This is a genomic window from Sphaerisporangium sp. NPDC004334 (assembly GCF_053602655.1).
The window spans coordinates 259,903-275,416 of sequence record NZ_JBSGDZ010000003.1 but is presented as its reverse complement, the minus strand read 5'-3'; the positions used below and the strand labels follow the sequence as shown (position 1 = coordinate 275,416).

General features: G+C 74.8%; 10 protein-coding genes. 5 read left to right on the top strand and 5 right to left on the bottom strand.

Annotated elements, in window-relative coordinates; genetic code table 11:
- Positions 1–103: 103 nt before the first annotated feature.
- From ACWEN6_RS04845 to mtrA, 4 genes are all read right to left on the bottom strand, one after another.
- Positions 104–847: a ComF family protein gene (locus tag ACWEN6_RS04845; RefSeq protein WP_452568991.1), complete on the bottom strand. Its 744-nt coding sequence runs from the start codon at positions 845–847 to the stop codon at positions 104–106.
- Between the two features lie 249 nt (positions 848–1,096).
- On the bottom strand, positions 1,097–2,851 hold the full coding sequence (locus tag ACWEN6_RS04840; protein WP_452568990.1) for an LpqB family beta-propeller domain-containing protein: 1,755 nt from the start codon (positions 2,849–2,851) through the stop codon (positions 1,097–1,099).
- The gene (gene mtrB, locus ACWEN6_RS04835; RefSeq protein ID WP_452568989.1) at positions 2,841–4,607 is read right to left on the bottom strand and encodes an MtrAB system histidine kinase MtrB; all 1,767 of its coding nucleotides are present in this window, start codon (positions 4,605–4,607) and stop codon (positions 2,841–2,843) included. Before mtrB ends, ACWEN6_RS04840 begins: the two co-directional genes overlap by 11 nt.
- A 45-nt stretch (positions 4,608–4,652) precedes the next feature.
- The gene (gene mtrA / locus ACWEN6_RS04830) at positions 4,653–5,330 is read right to left on the bottom strand and encodes an MtrAB system response regulator MtrA (protein ID WP_214408661.1); all 678 of its coding nucleotides are present in this window, start codon (positions 5,328–5,330) and stop codon (positions 4,653–4,655) included.
- Between the two features lie 303 nt (positions 5,331–5,633).
- On the opposite strand from mtrA, the gene ACWEN6_RS04825 reads away from it, so the two are divergent.
- Genes ACWEN6_RS04825 through ACWEN6_RS04805 form a run of 5 tightly spaced genes read left to right on the top strand, consistent with a single transcriptional unit; the run spans position 5,634 to position 11,623 of the window.
- Entirely contained in the window at positions 5,634–7,136 is a 1,503-nt protein-coding gene (locus ACWEN6_RS04825; RefSeq protein WP_452568988.1) for a DUF7544 domain-containing protein, read from the top strand.
- Between the two features lie 20 nt (positions 7,137–7,156).
- A complete protein-coding gene (locus ACWEN6_RS04820) occupies positions 7,157–7,894 on the top strand; it encodes a DUF4129 domain-containing protein (protein ID WP_452568987.1) in 738 nt (245 codons plus the stop codon).
- Complete coding sequence (locus ACWEN6_RS04815) at positions 7,891–9,087, top strand: DUF4350 domain-containing protein (protein ID WP_452568986.1); 1,197 nt, start codon at positions 7,891–7,893, stop codon at positions 9,085–9,087. Before ACWEN6_RS04820 ends, ACWEN6_RS04815 begins: the two co-directional genes overlap by 4 nt.
- Positions 9,088–9,110: 23 nt before the next feature.
- Positions 9,111–10,253 (top strand): AAA family ATPase, encoded by a 1,143-nt coding sequence (locus ACWEN6_RS04810; RefSeq protein WP_452568985.1) that lies wholly within the window; start codon positions 9,111–9,113, stop codon positions 10,251–10,253.
- Positions 10,253–11,623, top strand: a complete 1,371-nt coding sequence (locus ACWEN6_RS04805) for a DUF58 domain-containing protein (protein WP_452568984.1) — start codon at positions 10,253–10,255, stop codon at positions 11,621–11,623. Before ACWEN6_RS04810 ends, ACWEN6_RS04805 begins: the two co-directional genes overlap by 1 nt.
- Before the next feature lie 123 nt (positions 11,624–11,746).
- On the opposite strand, the gene ACWEN6_RS04800 is transcribed toward ACWEN6_RS04805, so the two are convergent.
- Entirely contained in the window at positions 11,747–15,463 is a 3,717-nt protein-coding gene (locus ACWEN6_RS04800; RefSeq protein ID WP_452568983.1) for a WD40 repeat domain-containing serine/threonine protein kinase, read from the bottom strand.
- Positions 15,464–15,514 lie beyond the last annotated feature (51 nt).

Here is a 15,514-nt window from a genome sequence, read left to right as displayed (position 1 = left end):
GACCCGTTCCGTGAGGGCTTCTCGCGTCGATTGAGCAGGGAGGGACGGGGGCCGGGACAGCAACATGTGACCGCCGCGCCATGCCGATGATTTATCTCTGCCATTACCGTGCGTATTCTTCTGAGTTCTCTCGAATCCGGGCGTGTCGCGTTCGACGCGGCGTGGCGGCCACCGTGACGGCGAGCGCCACCTCCACCCCGGCCGCCCGCAGCGCCCGCGCCGCCTCGGCCAGCGTGGCCCCGGTGGTGACGACGTCGTCCAGCAGGACCACCACGCCGTCCGGCGGGCCCTGAGAGCGGCGCTGAGCGAGGTTCCGCCCGGGCAGGACACGAAGAGCCCTGCCGAGGTTGGCGGCCCTTTCGGGCGCGCTCAGGCCCGCCTGGTCGCGCACCCGCCGCGCCTGCGCGAGGGCGGGCACCGCCGCGGCCGGCCGCCCCCGCGCCCGCAGCGCCCGCGCCGCCAGCACGGCCAGCCGCCGCACCGGGTCGTGCCCGCGCCGCCGCACGGACCGGCGCGCGCTCGGGACCGGGACCAGGACGAGCGGCGCGCGCGGCGGGAGGCCGCGAGCCGCGAGCGCGGCGAGCAGGGTGGAGACCAGGCAGCTCGCCAGGAGCGGGGCCGTCGCCGTGCGCCCGCGTTCTTTGTAGGCGAGCAGGACACGGCGGACCGGGCCCTCGTAGGAGGCGGCCGACCAGCAGTCGGGCAGGCCGGGCGGCGGCGGGCCGGGCGGCCGCGGCACGGGGTCGCCTCGCAGGCCGGCCGCGCACAGGACGCAGACGGCGGCGCCGGGCCGGTCGCACCCGGCGCAGCGGTGGAGTGAGATCAGATCGAGGAGGGCGGTGAGCATGCCCCTACCGTGCGCCCCGTCACCGACGGTCCGGGCCCGTGCCTCCCGTCCGTCCACAGACGAGCGGGACGAACCGGGGCGACCCGCCCGTCGTCCACAGGGCTCCGCCCCAAGCCCGGTGCGTGCGGGTCACAGGCGACCGGGGTGTGACACGGCCATCGTCCACAGGCGCGCTCGCCGTGGACGACGCCACGCGGGTCACAGGTGACCGGGGTGACTCCGCCGTCCTCCAGGTGGACGGTGCACGGGTCAGCCCAGGGGGTAGGCGGGGGGATCGGCTCCGTCCTTGACCACCGTGGTCCACTGGGTCTTCTGCGGGTTCCACACCTGGATCTCGCCGCCGGCCGTCCCGGCGATGATGAGGGCGGGGTCGGGGGCCGCCGCGATGCTCTCGATGCCGGCGGCCGACTTCGGCGACTCCAGCCGCACCCCTTGAGTCACCGACCACGTGCTGAGCACGCGGTCGGCCTTGGTCGCCATCAGCACCAGAAGCGTGTCGGCGTCGCGCCAGGCGATGTCGATGATTCGCTGGCCCTCGCTCGCGGGCACCAGGGGGCGCAGGTTCTGGATCTTCCACTCGCTCCGGTTGATGGAGCCCACCAGAACCTGCTCGCCGTGCCCGTCGTCGGCGATGGCCGCCACTCTGGCGCCGTCGCGCGCCACGCGGAAGGCGGTCACGTCGCTGATCTCAAGGCCCGGCGCGCTCACCGGGACCTGCCGCGTGGCGTCGTGCGCCCTGAGCACCTGCGCCTTGCGCGGCGCCTGCTGGACGACCGACCACAGATCGCCGTACCGGTCCCACGACGGCGGGGTCAGGTGAGCGCCCTCGATCCAGCGCTCCCACTGGCTGCCGGGGTTGATGCCGCTGACGTAGGCCCCGCCGGCGCGCTCGAGCGCGGCCACCTTGACCGCCTGGTCGTTGGACACCGCCAGATGGGTGAACTGCCGCGTGCCGACCTGCCCCACGCCGACCACTGTGGGGTTGTCGTTGTCCTTGTCCAGCCGGTGGAGCCTGCCCTGCTGCAGGTAGTACGGCTGCGGCTGGGCGATCACGTCGGGGTCGAAGCGGTCGTAGTCGCGCGGGTCGATGATGAACGGCCCGTTGGGGAACTGGTCGCCGTTGACCCGCACCTCGATGCGCCGCGACTCGGTGAGCGGTTTGAGCGTCCAGGCCAGCTGCGCCGACAACGCCTCGCGGTTGACCTCCGAGAGCGTGGAGTCGACGATGCCGTAGGTGAAGTCGACCACGACGGTGTCGTTCTCGACGAACACGTCGTTGACGTCGACGTTCTTCCTGAACGCGGAGTCCACGGCGCCGCTGAGCGGCGCCGTGGGCCCGATGAGCAGCTTGCGCACCAGTGACTTGGCCAGCCCCTCGCTGGGGTTGATCGGCACGCGCACCTGGTCGGCCACCAGGCCCGCCGACTGGTAGGCCGGGAAGTACAGGTCGAAGGAGCGGAAGGCCCGTTTGAAGTCGTCCTGGGTGAGCCACAGCCCTGGAGGCGCCGAGGAGATGCGCCACTCACCCTGCACCTTGACCAGGGTGAACTCGCGGGCGGTCTCACCGCTCGCCGCGGCGTCGCTCGGGACGTAGTGCCCGTCGCCGTCGAGGCTGCCCAGGACGGTGCCCTTCAGCGTCACCCGGGCCTGCTGGATGTCCACTCTGGGGTCGTCCATGGCCAGGGACCCCTCGTAGATGGTGATCGGGTGGAAGGGGACCCAGCCGCGCAGGGCCTCTCCGGTGAGGTACTGCCGGGCCACGGTGCGCAGCGGGTCGTCGAAGCTCGCCGCCGCGGCCAGGAAGCCGCCGACGACCTCCAGAGGGGACCCCTTGGGCTTCGGGGGCGCGGCGAGGACGCGGACGTACGGCTGGCTGAGCGCGTCGCCACCGCGCCCGCCGCGGACCGCGAAGGGACTGCCCCCGGTCGGCACCGTCGAGCAGGCGGCCGACAGCACGGCGACCACGGCCAGGGCGAAGCCCCGCAGCAAGGCTCTACTCGGCATCGAAGGCCCCCTCGATGGCCGGAGAGAGCACCGGCGTGCCCTGGCCCCGCCAGGTGCGCCGCATCTCGACCTCGGGCGGCACCAGGGGCAGGGGCGACCCGCGCAGCTCGGACCCCGCCAGCCGGGGCAGCGACAGCCGGAACTGCGACCCCTCGCCCGGGATGCCCCACGCCTGCAGCCAGCCGCCGTGCAGGATGGCGTCCTCGCGGGAGATCGCCAGGCCGAGGCCGGTGCCGCCGATGGTGCGCGCCCGGGAGGGGTCGGCGCGCCAGAACCGGTCGAAGACCATGTTCTCCTCGCCGGGCTTCAGCCCCACGCCATGGTCGCGCACGGCCACGGCCACGGCGTCGCGGTCGGCGCCGAGGGTGACCACGATGTCGCGGCCCTCGCCGTGCTCGATGGCGTTGAACAGCAGGTTGCGCAGAATGCGCTCGACTCTGCGGCTGTCGCACTCGGCCATGCACGGCTCGTTCGGCAGCCGCAGGTCCAGCCGGGTCGCCTTGCGCTCGGCGAGCGGCTGGGAGTCGCCGACCGCCCTCAGCACGACGTCGCGCATGTCCACCGAGTCGATGTCGAGCGTGGCCGCGCCCGCGTCGTACCGGCTGATCTCCAGCAGGTCGGCCAGCATCGACTCGAACCGTTCGAGCTGGTTCTGCATGAGCTCGGCCGAGCGCGCGGCGGCCGGGTCGAAGTCCTCGCGGCTCTCGTACAGCAGGTCGGCCGCCATGCGGACGGTGGTCAGCGGCGTGCGCAGCTCGTGCGAGACGTCGGAGACGAACTGCCGCTGGACCTGCGACAGCTCCTCGAGCTGGTGGATCTTCAACGCCAGCGTGGAGGCCATCTCGTTGAAGGAGGCGGCCAGGCGGGCCAGGTCGTCCTCGCCGCGCACCTTCAGCCGCTCCTCCAGCCGGCCGGCGGCCAGGCGCTCGGCGGCCTGGCGGGTGAGCCGGACGGGGGTGACGACCTGCCGGGTGACCAGCGAGGCGACCGCGGCGAGCAGCAGCACCAGCGCCACGCTCGCAAGGATCACCCACCGCTGGACCTGGGACAGCGTGCTGACGTCGTCGCTCAGCGGGAAGAAGTGGTAGACCTCGTACTCCCCGTAGACGTTCGGCACCATCGCCCCGATCGCCAGCGCGGGGGTGGGTGTCGGGTCGCCCTGGTAGTACATCGAGGTGTACTGCCCCTGGGGCTCGCCGCGGGCCTTGCGCACGGCGTCGCGCAGCGTGCGGGGGACGCTTCTCAGGGCGATGTTGTTGGTGCCGCGGTCCTCCCCCACGTGGTAGCCGCTGAGGATGACGACGCTGTAGCGGGCGCCGGCCCGGCGGGCGAGCGCCTCGGCCGCCTGGTCGACCGGGGTCTTGAACGGTCCGTCGATGTCGTCGCTCTGGGCCGCGGCCGACTGCTTGGCCGTGGTGTCGGAGGGCTGGCCCAGGTAGCCGGCCACGGTGGTCACGTTGGCCTGGGCCTCGGCGATCGCCGTCTGCTTGCGGCCGTCGAGCACCGCCGTCTGGATCATCTGCAGCAGGAAGAAGGCGACCACCACGACGACGGTCATGGAGATGAGCAGCGTGCTGGTGACGACCCTGAGCTGCAGCGAGCGGCGCCACATGCGGCGCGTCCGCCCCGCGGCGCGCCGGGCCCTCCGGCGGACGCCGCGCACTATCTGGCGCGGCGTTCGCCGGGTCTTCTTCTTCGGCCTGGGCCGGCCCTGCGCGGGGCGGGCGGCGCCGGAGGATGCGGTGGGGAGGGCCATGCGGATGTCCCAGGGGTCACGGCGCGGGGCGGCGGCGGGCGCCGCCTACGCCGGGCCGGCCTTGTAGCCGACGCCGCGGACGGTGACGACGATCTCGGGGTGCTCCGGGTCCTTCTCGATCTTGGCCCGGAGTCGCTGCACGTGCACGTTGACCAGGCGGGTGTCGGCCGCGTGGCGGTAGCCCCAGACCTGCTCGAGCAGCACCTCGCGGGTGAAGACCTGGCGCGGCTTGCGGGCCAGGGCGACCAGCAGGTCGAACTCGAGCGGGGTGAGGTTGACGGTCTCGTCTTCGCGCTTGACCGAGTGGCCGGCGACGTCGATCGTTATGTCGCCGATCTGCAGCACCTCGGGCGTCGGCTCGTCGGTGCGGCGCAGCCGGGCCCGCACCCGGGCCACGAGCTCCTTGGGCTTGAACGGCTTGACGATGTAGTCGTCGGCGCCGGACTCCAGCCCGAGGACGACGTCGATGGTGTCGCTCTTGGCGGTGAGCATGACGATCGGCACGCCGGACTCGGCGCGGATGCGGCGGCACACGTCGATGCCGTCGGCGCCGGGCAGCATCAGGTCGAGCAGCACCAGGTCAGGCCTGGTGTCGCGGAACGCGTCCAGCGCTTTGTCGCCGTCGGAGACGAACGACGGCTCGAAGCCCTCCCCCCGAAGGACAATGCCGAGCATCTCGGCGAGAGCGGCGTCGTCATCGACGACCAGCACGCGTCCTTTCATGGCCCCTCATTCGTTCTGCGCAGTATGGAGGTGGAGGCGAAAGCCGTACGACCGACCGAAGGCTACCTGTGACGCACCGCCGGGTGATAAACGACCGAACAATAGCTCCACCGAAAGCCGAATTTTAGGCTCACGTTACTCAACCCGCCAATGATCTGGCTCGATGGGCTCGTGGCGTGGCGTGGCGCGCACCGGACATGCCCTGGCACAAGTTTGCGCCAAGCCGGTCGTATTCCACCATCTGGACGCATGATCGATCGCCCGGGCACCCCGAGCGGGCGTGCGACATGCCAGGATTGGGATATGTCAGACGGTCACGGCTCCGCGCCAGGCACGCCCCCGGGTTGGGCGCAGAACCAGCCTCCGCCGTACGTCCCTCCCGGGCAGGCGCCGTGGACCTCTCCTGGCGCGGCGAACCCGCCGTCCGACGAGCCGGCGGGGACCGCCGGGCAGCCGGGCGCGCCCGCTGGAGGCACCGCGCAGCCGACGCCGGAGCAGACGGCTCCTGGGCAGGCCGGCGGGCGGACGCCGCAGGACGCGCCGCCGCAGGGCCCCGGATACGGGCAGCAGTCCCCTCCGCCGCCTCCGCCCCAGGGAGGACAGGCCTACCCGCCCCCTCCGGGGCAGCCATACGCGCCGCCCTCCCCAGGGCAGCCCTACCCGCCCGGCCCGTATGGCGGATACGGCGGATACGGCGGATACGGCCCCCACGGGCAGGCCCCCGGCTACGGCGGCCAGTACGGCTTCCGCCCGCCGCCGCAGGCGCCGCGCCCGGGCATCATCCCGCTGCGCCCGCTCGCGCTCGGCGACATCCTGGACGGCACGATCAAGCTGATCCGGTCCAACCCGAAGGCCACGCTCGGCCTGTCGGCGATCGCCGCGGCCATCGGCATGCTGCCGCTGTCGATCGGCCAGGCCGTCTACTACGGCTCCGTCGGCGAGATCATCGCCGATCCCGACACGCTCGCGGCCGGGCGAGAGCTGCCCATGGGTGGCGTCATCGCCCAGTTCGGCGGCGCGCTGATGACCCTGGTCATCCAGTTCTTCCTCGTAACCGTGCTGACGGGCATGCTCACCCGGGTGCTCGGGCGCGCGGTGTTCGGCGGGCGCATCACCATCGGTGAGGCATGGCGGCTCACCCGCGGACGCCTGCCCGCCCTGTTCGGGCTGGCCCTGCTCACCGGCCTCATCGCGCTGGCGCCGCTGGTCGTCGTCGGCGGGCTGCTGTTCCTGCTCATCGCCGGCGACGGCCCCGGCGCCCTCATCGCGCTCGTGGTGATCCTTTCCGTCATGGGCTACGTCGCCTACCTCGTGACGGTCAGCACGCGCTTCTCGCTCGCGGCGGCGGCCGTCGTGCTCGAACGGCGCGGGGTCGTCGAGGCGATGCGGCGGTCGTGGCGGCTGGTCGGCACCGGCTTCTGGCGCGTGCTCGGCATCCTGGTGCTGACGCAACTCCTGGTCGCCATGCTCGGCTACATCCTGTCGCTGCCGGTCACCATCGTCAGTTTGGTGGTGTCCTTCGGCGGGCAGGGCACCGTCGCCGCGACGGTGGTCACCACGGTCCTGCTCACGGTCGGCGGCATCCTCAGCTCGATGATCACCTACCCCGTGCAAGCGGGCGTGAACGGGCTGCTCTACACCGACCTGCGCATGCGCGCCGAGGCGTTCGACCTGGTCCTGCAGACGGCCGCGCTCGACCAGCAGCGCCTGGGCTGGGTGCCCGCGGCCGCCGACGAGCTGTGGCACCCCTCCCACGCCGCGGGCGGCGCCGGCCCGCACGTCCCCGGCTCCCCCGCGGCGCCGTGACCGTTACCGCGACCGTTACCGTGACCGCGCTCGCGTCCGCCGCCGTTCTGGCGGGCACGGCCTCCGGCGGCGGTCCCGCCATCGCCGGCGGTCCCGCCCTCGCTGGTGTGCCCGCCCTCGTCCGCGCGCTGGCCCTGGACGACATCGGGCGCGACGAGGCCCGCCGCCGGGCCGTCGAAGAGCTCGTCAAACCCGAATACCAGCAGGAGTCGCTGGTCGAGCGGGCGTTCCGGCTGTTCCAGGAGTTCATCGACGGCCTGTTCGACAGCGCGCCCGGAGGGGTGCCCGGCGGCGTGCTCGCGCTGCTCGCCGTGCTGCTCGTCGTCGTCGCGCTCGCCGCGCTGCTCCTCTGGCAGGCGCGCAGGGCCACCGGGGCCCGCCGCGCCGCCGCCGAGGGCCTGTTCGGACCGAAGGCGCGCACCGCCGAGGAGCACCGCGCCGAGGCCGAGCGCCTCGCCGGCGAGTCCCGCTGGGCCGAGGCCGTCCAAGAACGGCTGCGGGCGATCGCGCGCGACCTGGAAGACCGGGCCATCGTGGCGCCGCAGGCCGGGCGCACGGCCGACGAGCTCGCCGCGGAGGCCGGGCGGGAGCTCCCCGCGCTCGCGCCCGCGCTGGCGGCCGCGGCGCGGCTGTTCGACGACGTCACCTACGGCCAGGCGCCGGGCACCCCCGAGGGCTACCGGTCGGTCGCCGAGCTCGACGCCGGCGTCGCGGCCGCCCGCCCCGCCGCCCTCGCCGCGACGGCGAGGCCCTCATGACCCTCACCACGCCCGGCCGCGCATCCGACCACGCGGCCGGCCCCGGCACCGCTACCTCGGTCTCCACCTCGCCCACCGCGCACGGCCTGTGGCGCGGCGCCCGTGGCATGGTCGCCGTCGGCGTCCTGGTGGTGCTGGTCGCCGTCATCGCCGCGCTGTTCACCGGCACCTCCACCGAGGGGCGCCCGCTCGACCCCGCCGACGCCTCGCTGACCGGCGGCAAGGCGCTCGCGCAGCTCCTGCGGGCGCGCGGCGTCCGCGTCGAGCGGGTCTCCACCGTGGACGACGTCGTGCGCCTGGACGGGCCCGCGAGCCGGGTCCTGGTGACCGACACCTCCTTCCTGAGCGCCGACGAGGTGTCCCGGCTGTCGCGCACGCGGGCGCAACGGCTGATCGCCGGGCCGGTGTCCGACCTCGACCGGCTGGCCCCCGGCATCGGCCCCACGGGCGAGACCGGCTCGCGATCCCGCGAACCCCGGTGCGCGCTGCCCGCCGCCGTCCGCGCCGGCAGCGCCTTCATGGGCGGGGCGCTGTTCACCGTGCCCCGCGGCTCGACCGGCTGCTATCCCGGCTCCGACGGCGTGAGCCTGGTGCACACGCCCGGCGACCCGTCGGTGACCGTGGTCGGCGACGGCGCCTTCATGACCGACCGGCGGCTCGCCGAGGACGGCAACGCCGCGCTGGCGATGAACCTCGCGGGCGACCGGCCGGTGCTGATCTGGCTGGTCGCGCCGGACGAGCCCCAAGCCGTCCCCGGCTCGGGAGAGGCGAGCGCCGCCGACCTCATCCCGCCCGGAGTCCCGTGGGCCGTGGTGCAGCTCGGCGTCGCGCTCGTGGTGGTGGCGTTCTGGCGGGGCCGCCGCCTCGGGCCCGTCGTGGTCGAGCGCCTGCCGGTGGTCGTCCGCGCCGCCGAGACCGTCGAAGGCCGCGGCCGCCTCTACCGCGCCCGCCGGGCCCGCGACCGCGCCTCGGCCACGCTGCGCGCCGCCTGCGTCTCGCGCCTGGTGCCGCGGCTGGGCCTGTCCGGGGAGGCGACGCCGGACGAGATCGTCGCCGCGACCGCGCTGCGCACCGGGCACGATGCGATCTGGTTGCGTTCGGTGATGTACGGTCCGACACCGGCCGACGATGCCGGGCTCGTCGCCCTGGCGGGCCACCTGGACACCCTGGAAAGGCAGGTACGAGAGCCGTGAGCACACCTCCGCCCGGAGCGCCCATGAGCGGACCCCCCGGTCATCCCTGGCCCGCGACGCCGCCCGCCGCCCCGGCCTCCGCTCCGGCTCCGGCCGGGCCGACTCCGGCCGGGCCGACTCCGGCCGGGCCGCCCGCGCCCGTCCCGGCGGGCGGCGGTGACGGCGAGCCCACCCGGCCCGGCGAGCTCACCCGGCCCGCCGGGGCCCACGCGCGCGCCGCCGGCGACCAGGCCAGGGACGCCCTCGGCGCGCTGCGCGCCGAGGTCGCCAAGGCGGTCGTGGGGCAGGACGCCGTGGTCACCGGGCTGGTCATCGCCCTGCTCTGCAAGGGCCATGTGCTGCTGGAAGGCGTCCCCGGCGTCGCCAAGACGCTCCTGGTGCGCACGCTGTCGGCCACGCTGGCGCTGGACTTCAAGCGGGTGCAGTTCACCCCCGACCTGATGCCGGGCGACGTCACCGGCTCGCTGGTCTACGACGCCAAGACGGCGGAGTTCGCCTTCCGCGAGGGGCCGATCTTCACCAACCTGCTGCTCGCCGACGAGATCAACCGCACGCCGCCCAAGACCCAGGCCGCGCTGCTGGAGGCGATGGAGGAGCGGCAGGTCAGCGTCGACGGCTCGCCCATGCGGCTGCCCGACCCGTTCGTGGTGGTCGCCACGCAGAACCCCGTCGAGTACGAGGGCACCTACCAACTGCCCGAGGCGCAACTCGACCGGTTCCTGCTCAAGCTCACTGTGCCGCTGCCGCCCCGCGACCAGGAGATCGCGGTGCTCGAACGGCACGCGCTCGGCTTCGACCCCAGGGACCTCACGCACGTCAAGCAGGTCGCCTCGGCGGCCGACCTGGCCGCCGGACGGGCCGAGGTCGCCAAGGTGCACGTCGCGCCCGAGGTGCTCGGCTACGTCGTGGACCTGGCCAGGGCGACGCGGATGTCCCCGTCGCTCCAGCTCGGCGTGTCGCCGCGCGGCGCCACGGCCCTGCTGGCCGCCTCCCGCGCGTGGGCCTGGCTGTCCGGGCGTTCGTACGTCACCCCGGACGACGTCAAGGCGCTGGCCAAGCCGGCGCTGCGCCACCGCGTGCAACTCCGCCCGGAGGCCGAGCTGGAGGGGGCGACGCCCGACGGCCTGCTCGACGGCGTCCTGGCCTCGGTCCCGGTCCCCCGCTGATGGCGCTCACCGGCCGCGCGGGGCTGATCGCCGCGCTCGGCGCGGTCGTGGTGCTGTTCGCGCCGCGCCCCGGGTACGCCGTGCTCGGCCTGCTGCTGGTGCTCGGCGCCCTGGTCGCCGTGGACCTGCTGCTGGCCGGGAGCGTCCGCCCGCTGAGCTTCCACCGCGGCGGCGAGCGGCTGGTGCGGCTCGGCGAGTCGGTGACCGTCGAACTGGTCGTGGCCAACCCCGGTCGCCGCCGCGTACGGGGCGCCCTGCGGGACGCCTGGCCGCCGTCGGCAGGTGCCGCGCCCCGTCACCTGCGCCTGGACGTCCCGGCCGGCGAGCGGCGCCGCCTGGTCACGACGCTGACGCCCGCGCGGCGCGGCGACCGCGAGGCCGTGACGGTCACCGTGCGCTCGCTGGGCCCGCTCGGCGTCGCCGCGCGGCAGGGGTCGCACAAGGTGCCGTGGTCGGTGCGCGTGCTGCCCCCCTTCCTCAGCCGCAAGCACCTGCCGGCGAAGCTGTCCAAGCTGCGCGCGCTGGAAGGGCAGCATCCCGCGCTGGTGCGCGGCCAGGGCACCGAGTTCGACTCCCTGCGCGAGTACGTCGTGGGCGACGACGTACGCTCGATCGACTGGCGGGCCACGGCGCGCCGCTCGGACGTCGTCGTGCGCACCTGGCGTCCCGAACGCGACCGGCGGGTGCTGATCGTCCTGGACACCGGCCGCACCTCCGCCGGCCGCGTCGGCACCTCCCCCTTCCCCCAGCCGCACCGCGAGGGCATCGCCGGGCCCGCCGGCGGCCCGGTGACGCGGGGCGAGGCGGGATGGCCGCGCCTGGACTGGTCGATGGACGCGTCGCTGCTGCTGGCCGCGCTCGCCACCCGCGCCGGGGACCGCGTCGACTTCCTCGCCCACGACCGCGCCGTACGGGCGTGGATGTCCGGCGCGTCGCGCACCGACTCGCTGGCGGCCCTGGTCAACGTGATGGCCCCCATCGAGCCTGAGCTGGTGGAGGCCGACTCGGCGAACATGGTGGCGGCCGTGCTGTCGCGCGCCAAGCGGCGCTGCCTGGTGGTCCTGCTCACCGACCTCAACCCCGCGGCCATGGACGAGGGACTGCTGCCGGTGCTTCCGCAGCTCGCCTCGCGCCACCTGGTGCTGGTCGCGGCGGTCTCCGACCCGCGCGTCGCCGAGATGGCGTCCGGGCGCGGCACGGCCGAGCTGGTCTACGACGCGGCGGCGGCCGAGCACCTGCGCGGGCAGCGCGCCCGGCTCACCGCACTGCTGCGCCGCCAGGGTTGCGAGGTGGTCGACGCCGTCCCCGACGACCTCGCCCCGGCCCTGGCCGACGCCTACCTCTCCCTCAAGGCCGCCGGCCGCCTCTGACGGCGGTCGCGCGGGGGTGGAGCCGCGCGGCGGTGCCGGCCGGGGGACCAGAGCTCCGGGACCACCGGGTGGCGAACCGCGCCCGGGGATCGCGCCGGGGTATCCCATCGCCCGGGCGCACGCTCAGCCGCACACGTCGGCATAGGCCACCTCGCCGACCTGGCGCCGCCATTCTTGCGGCGCGGGTCCGCCCCCGGCCCGGGCGCAGACCTGCGACGCGATCCGGTCGCCGTCGAGGGGATACCTCCTGACCACCCCGTCGGGCGTGGCGCTGAGGAGCGTGCGGCCGTCCTCGCCGAAGGCCAGCGACGCCTGCCCCTGGAAGCCCTCTCTGGTCAGACCGTCGAAGACCAGTCCCAGCGGCAGGCGGCTGGACACCTCCCACAACCTCACCCTGTCACCGGACCCGTACGTGGCGATCGTGCGGCCGTCGGGCGACCACACGGCGGTCGCGATCCCGCCTTCGCCCGCCTCCGGGAACGCCTGGCCGGTGGGCGCGCGGAAGTCCGCGTCCCAGACCGACAGCCGGGTCGTCTCCGCGCCGATGGCGACGCGGCGGCCGTCCGGGCTGAACGCGTACGGCCCGGCGGCCAGGCTTCCCGTCCCGCCGGGCCGCGGGAGCCGGGTCCGCCCGGCCGGATCGACGAGCGAGAGCTCGGTGTCGACCCCGGCCACCAGCAGCCTTCCGTCCGGGCGGTAGGCCATGCGCGCGGATCCCGCCACCTGCGGCACGACGACGGCCCGCCCGCGGCGCAGGTCCCACAGTTCGAGCGGCCCGGCGGGGCCGAGGTGGTCCGGCGCGACCGCGAGCGTGGCGCCGTCCGGGCTGAACGCCAGACCGGCGACGCCCTGGGCCTCGCGGTCCGCCACCGGGAAGGAGGTGGTCACCGACCCGTCGGAGGTGTCCACGATCACCACGCCGGCCCGCGCCGCCGCCGGGAGCGCGCCGCCCGGCTCTTCTTCGCCTCCCGTGCCGACGGGACCACGGGTGGCGACAGCACCTGTGGGAGGTGTGGGCGTGCTGGAGACCTCGGCCGTCCCGGGGGCGCCGGGCACGCCGCGGCGGACGGATCCTCCGATGGCCAGCCTGCCGCCGTCCCGGTCGAAGGCGAGGGCGGGAAGCGTGTACGACGGGTTCTCCAGCGCGACGGGACGGCCGATCGTCCGACCGGCCCGGACGTCCCACAGCCGTACGGCCTCGCCGTCGTACAGGGCCAGCACCCGGCCTCCCGGCCCGAGCAGAGCCTTGCCGCCCTCAGAGGACCCGGGCAGGACCGGCCGGTCGAGCAGGGGCGCCAGGTCCAGCGTGGTCACCGCGCCATAGGACGACAGCACCCGCAGAGCGTGGTCGGTCTCGTCGAACCACAGGTCCGCGATCTCCACGCCCAGCTCCCGCTGCGCGACGATCTGGCCGTCCGCGAGCCGCAGGACGACCAGCTCGCGAGGCCCCCACAACGCCACGAAGCGGTCGCCGTACCCGAAGGCGATGTCCTCGCCCACCGGCCCGGCGCCGTCGGCCTTCAGCGGGGCGCCCGTGCGCGCCCGGCGCAGCAGGAGTTTCACGCCCCGCACCTCGGGAAGCGACTCGGTGACGGCCAGCGTCCGGCCGTCCTGGCCGAACTCGACGTCGCGGACGTTCTTCTTCTCGGGCAGCCAGCCCGCCGGAACGCGGCGCCCTGTCTTCAGGTCCCACAGCTCGGCCCGCCCCCGCCCGGTCGAATGGACGACCCCGAGGGTGCCGTCGGCGTTCACGGCGTCCACCCCCGCGCCGGAACCGGCGCGGATCCTCTCGTGCCGGGCGAGGTCCCACCACACCGCCGCCCCGGAACCGCCGCGGGCCTCCGGTACGGCGAGCAGTCGCCCGGTGGGATCGAAGCGCAGTTCGCCGAGGTCCCCCCGGGCGGCCCCACCGGCGAAACGGTTCCCGATCGCCGTGCCGGCGGCCGGATCCCACAGGCGCACGCCGCCGTCGTCCTGGAGCGCCAGGACCTTCCCGTCGGGGCGCAGCGCCGCCTTCACCACCGACGTGCCGACGCCGGAGAACCGGCGGGCCGCCCGGTGGGCACGCACGTCCCAGACCGTCACCTGACCGGCGCGGACGGCCACCAGCGTGCGCCCGCCGGGGCCGCACGCGTACACCGTCCCCGCGGTGACGTCGGGGTCGGTGAAGGCGTCGGTCACGGGCTGGGACCGCGAGTCGTGCAGCGCGCCGAGCGACTGGGGAAGCGCCGGAGCGAGCCTGTAGGCCGCCACGCTCATGAGCATCGCCAGCCGCGGATCGCGTTGCCGCAGGTCGGCGGCGCGCACCGCGAGCGATCGGGCGCTCGCCTCGTCCCGCTCGCGGTTGGCGACGCGGCGCAGGTACTCGGCGAGGCCGCCGCCCGCGAGCGCGAGGACGAGCAGGACGGCGAGCGCCGCCGCGAGCATGCCGCGGCGCCGCGAGGTGCGCCTGGCCAGGGTGGCGGCGGCCTCCAGGTACTCGCGTTCCAGCGGGATCAGCGTGACGTGCCGGCGTCCGGCCGCCGCCCAGCGGAGCGCCCGGTCAAGGCCGGACCCGTGCAGCAGGTCGCCGGGTTTGCGGCCGAGGCGGTCCCACGCCCGGGCGGCCTCGGTGAGCCGCCGGTGGACGGGCAGGCCGTCGCGGTCCTCGGCCACCCACTCACGCAACCTCGGCCATGCCTGGATCAGCGCCGGGTGGGCCAGCGTGAACGCGGCGCCGGTCTCGACGACGAGCCCGGCGGCGCCGTACACGCCGAGCAGCGACGCGGCGGGGCCGTCGCCGGAGACGCCGGGCAGTTCCTCGCGCGGTACGTGCCTGATCGTCTCCTCGCCGTCCTCCGAGGCGCCCACCATCCGCAGGAACACCTCCGGCGCGACGGCGCGCTCTCCATCGGAGAGCTCCTGGTAGAGCTCTTCGGCGAGCGTTCCGAGGTCCGGCTCGCCGGCGCGTGCGGCGTCCGGTGGCCGCACCCCGGCCGCGACCACCCCACCGTCCGCGAGCAGTGGATCCCCGTCCGAGCCGTCCGCCGCCCCGCCCCGGCCGGCCATGCCGCCCAGCAGGGTCAGCAGGAGAGCACGCGCCGAGGGCCGCGCCTCCGCCTCGCGCGCCAGCGCGCCGGCCACCGCGCTCCTGAGCGGGTCCGCCAGGACGCCGACGTCGGGCCGCAGGTGCAGCACCTTGGTGACGACGGCGAACGGATCCCGCTCGGAGACGGCGTCGTGGCCGGTCGCGGCGAACAGGACGGTCAGCCCGAAGGCCCAGATGTCGGCGGCGGCCGAGGCCTCGCGTCCGGCGAAGAGCTCGGGAGCCATGTAGTTCGGCGTGCCCATGATCGGACCGGTGGTCGTCCCCGGGGCTCCGAGCTGCCGGGCCACCCCGAAGTCGATCACTCGGGGGCCGTCGGGGCCGAGGATGATGTTGTCCGGTTTGAGGTCACGGTGGACGATGCCGACCTGGTGGATGGCCGTGAGGGCGGTGGCGACGCCGATGGCCAGCCGCAGCAGCAGATCCCCCTCGTACGGCCCGGTGCGGCCGATCACCTGACGCAGGTTCGGCCCGGCGACGTACTCGCTGACGATGAAGGGCTCCGGGACGTCGGTCCTGGCCTCGAGCACCCTGGCCGTGCAGAACGACGCCACCCGCTGGGCCGCCACCGCCTCCTTGGCCAGCCGGGCGCGCGAGGCGGGGTCGTCCAGCCGGGGCACCTTGACCGCGACGCGCTCTCCCTGCTCGCCGTAGGCCTCGTAGACGACTCCCTGGCCGCCCGCGCCGAGCCGTCCCGCCAGCCAGTAGCCGCCCAGCCGCTGCGGATCGGACGGGGTGAGCGGCGACAGGGCCATCGGGTCCTCCCGTGATATATGAAGGCTTGCGGTTACCGGACGTCTGACGCA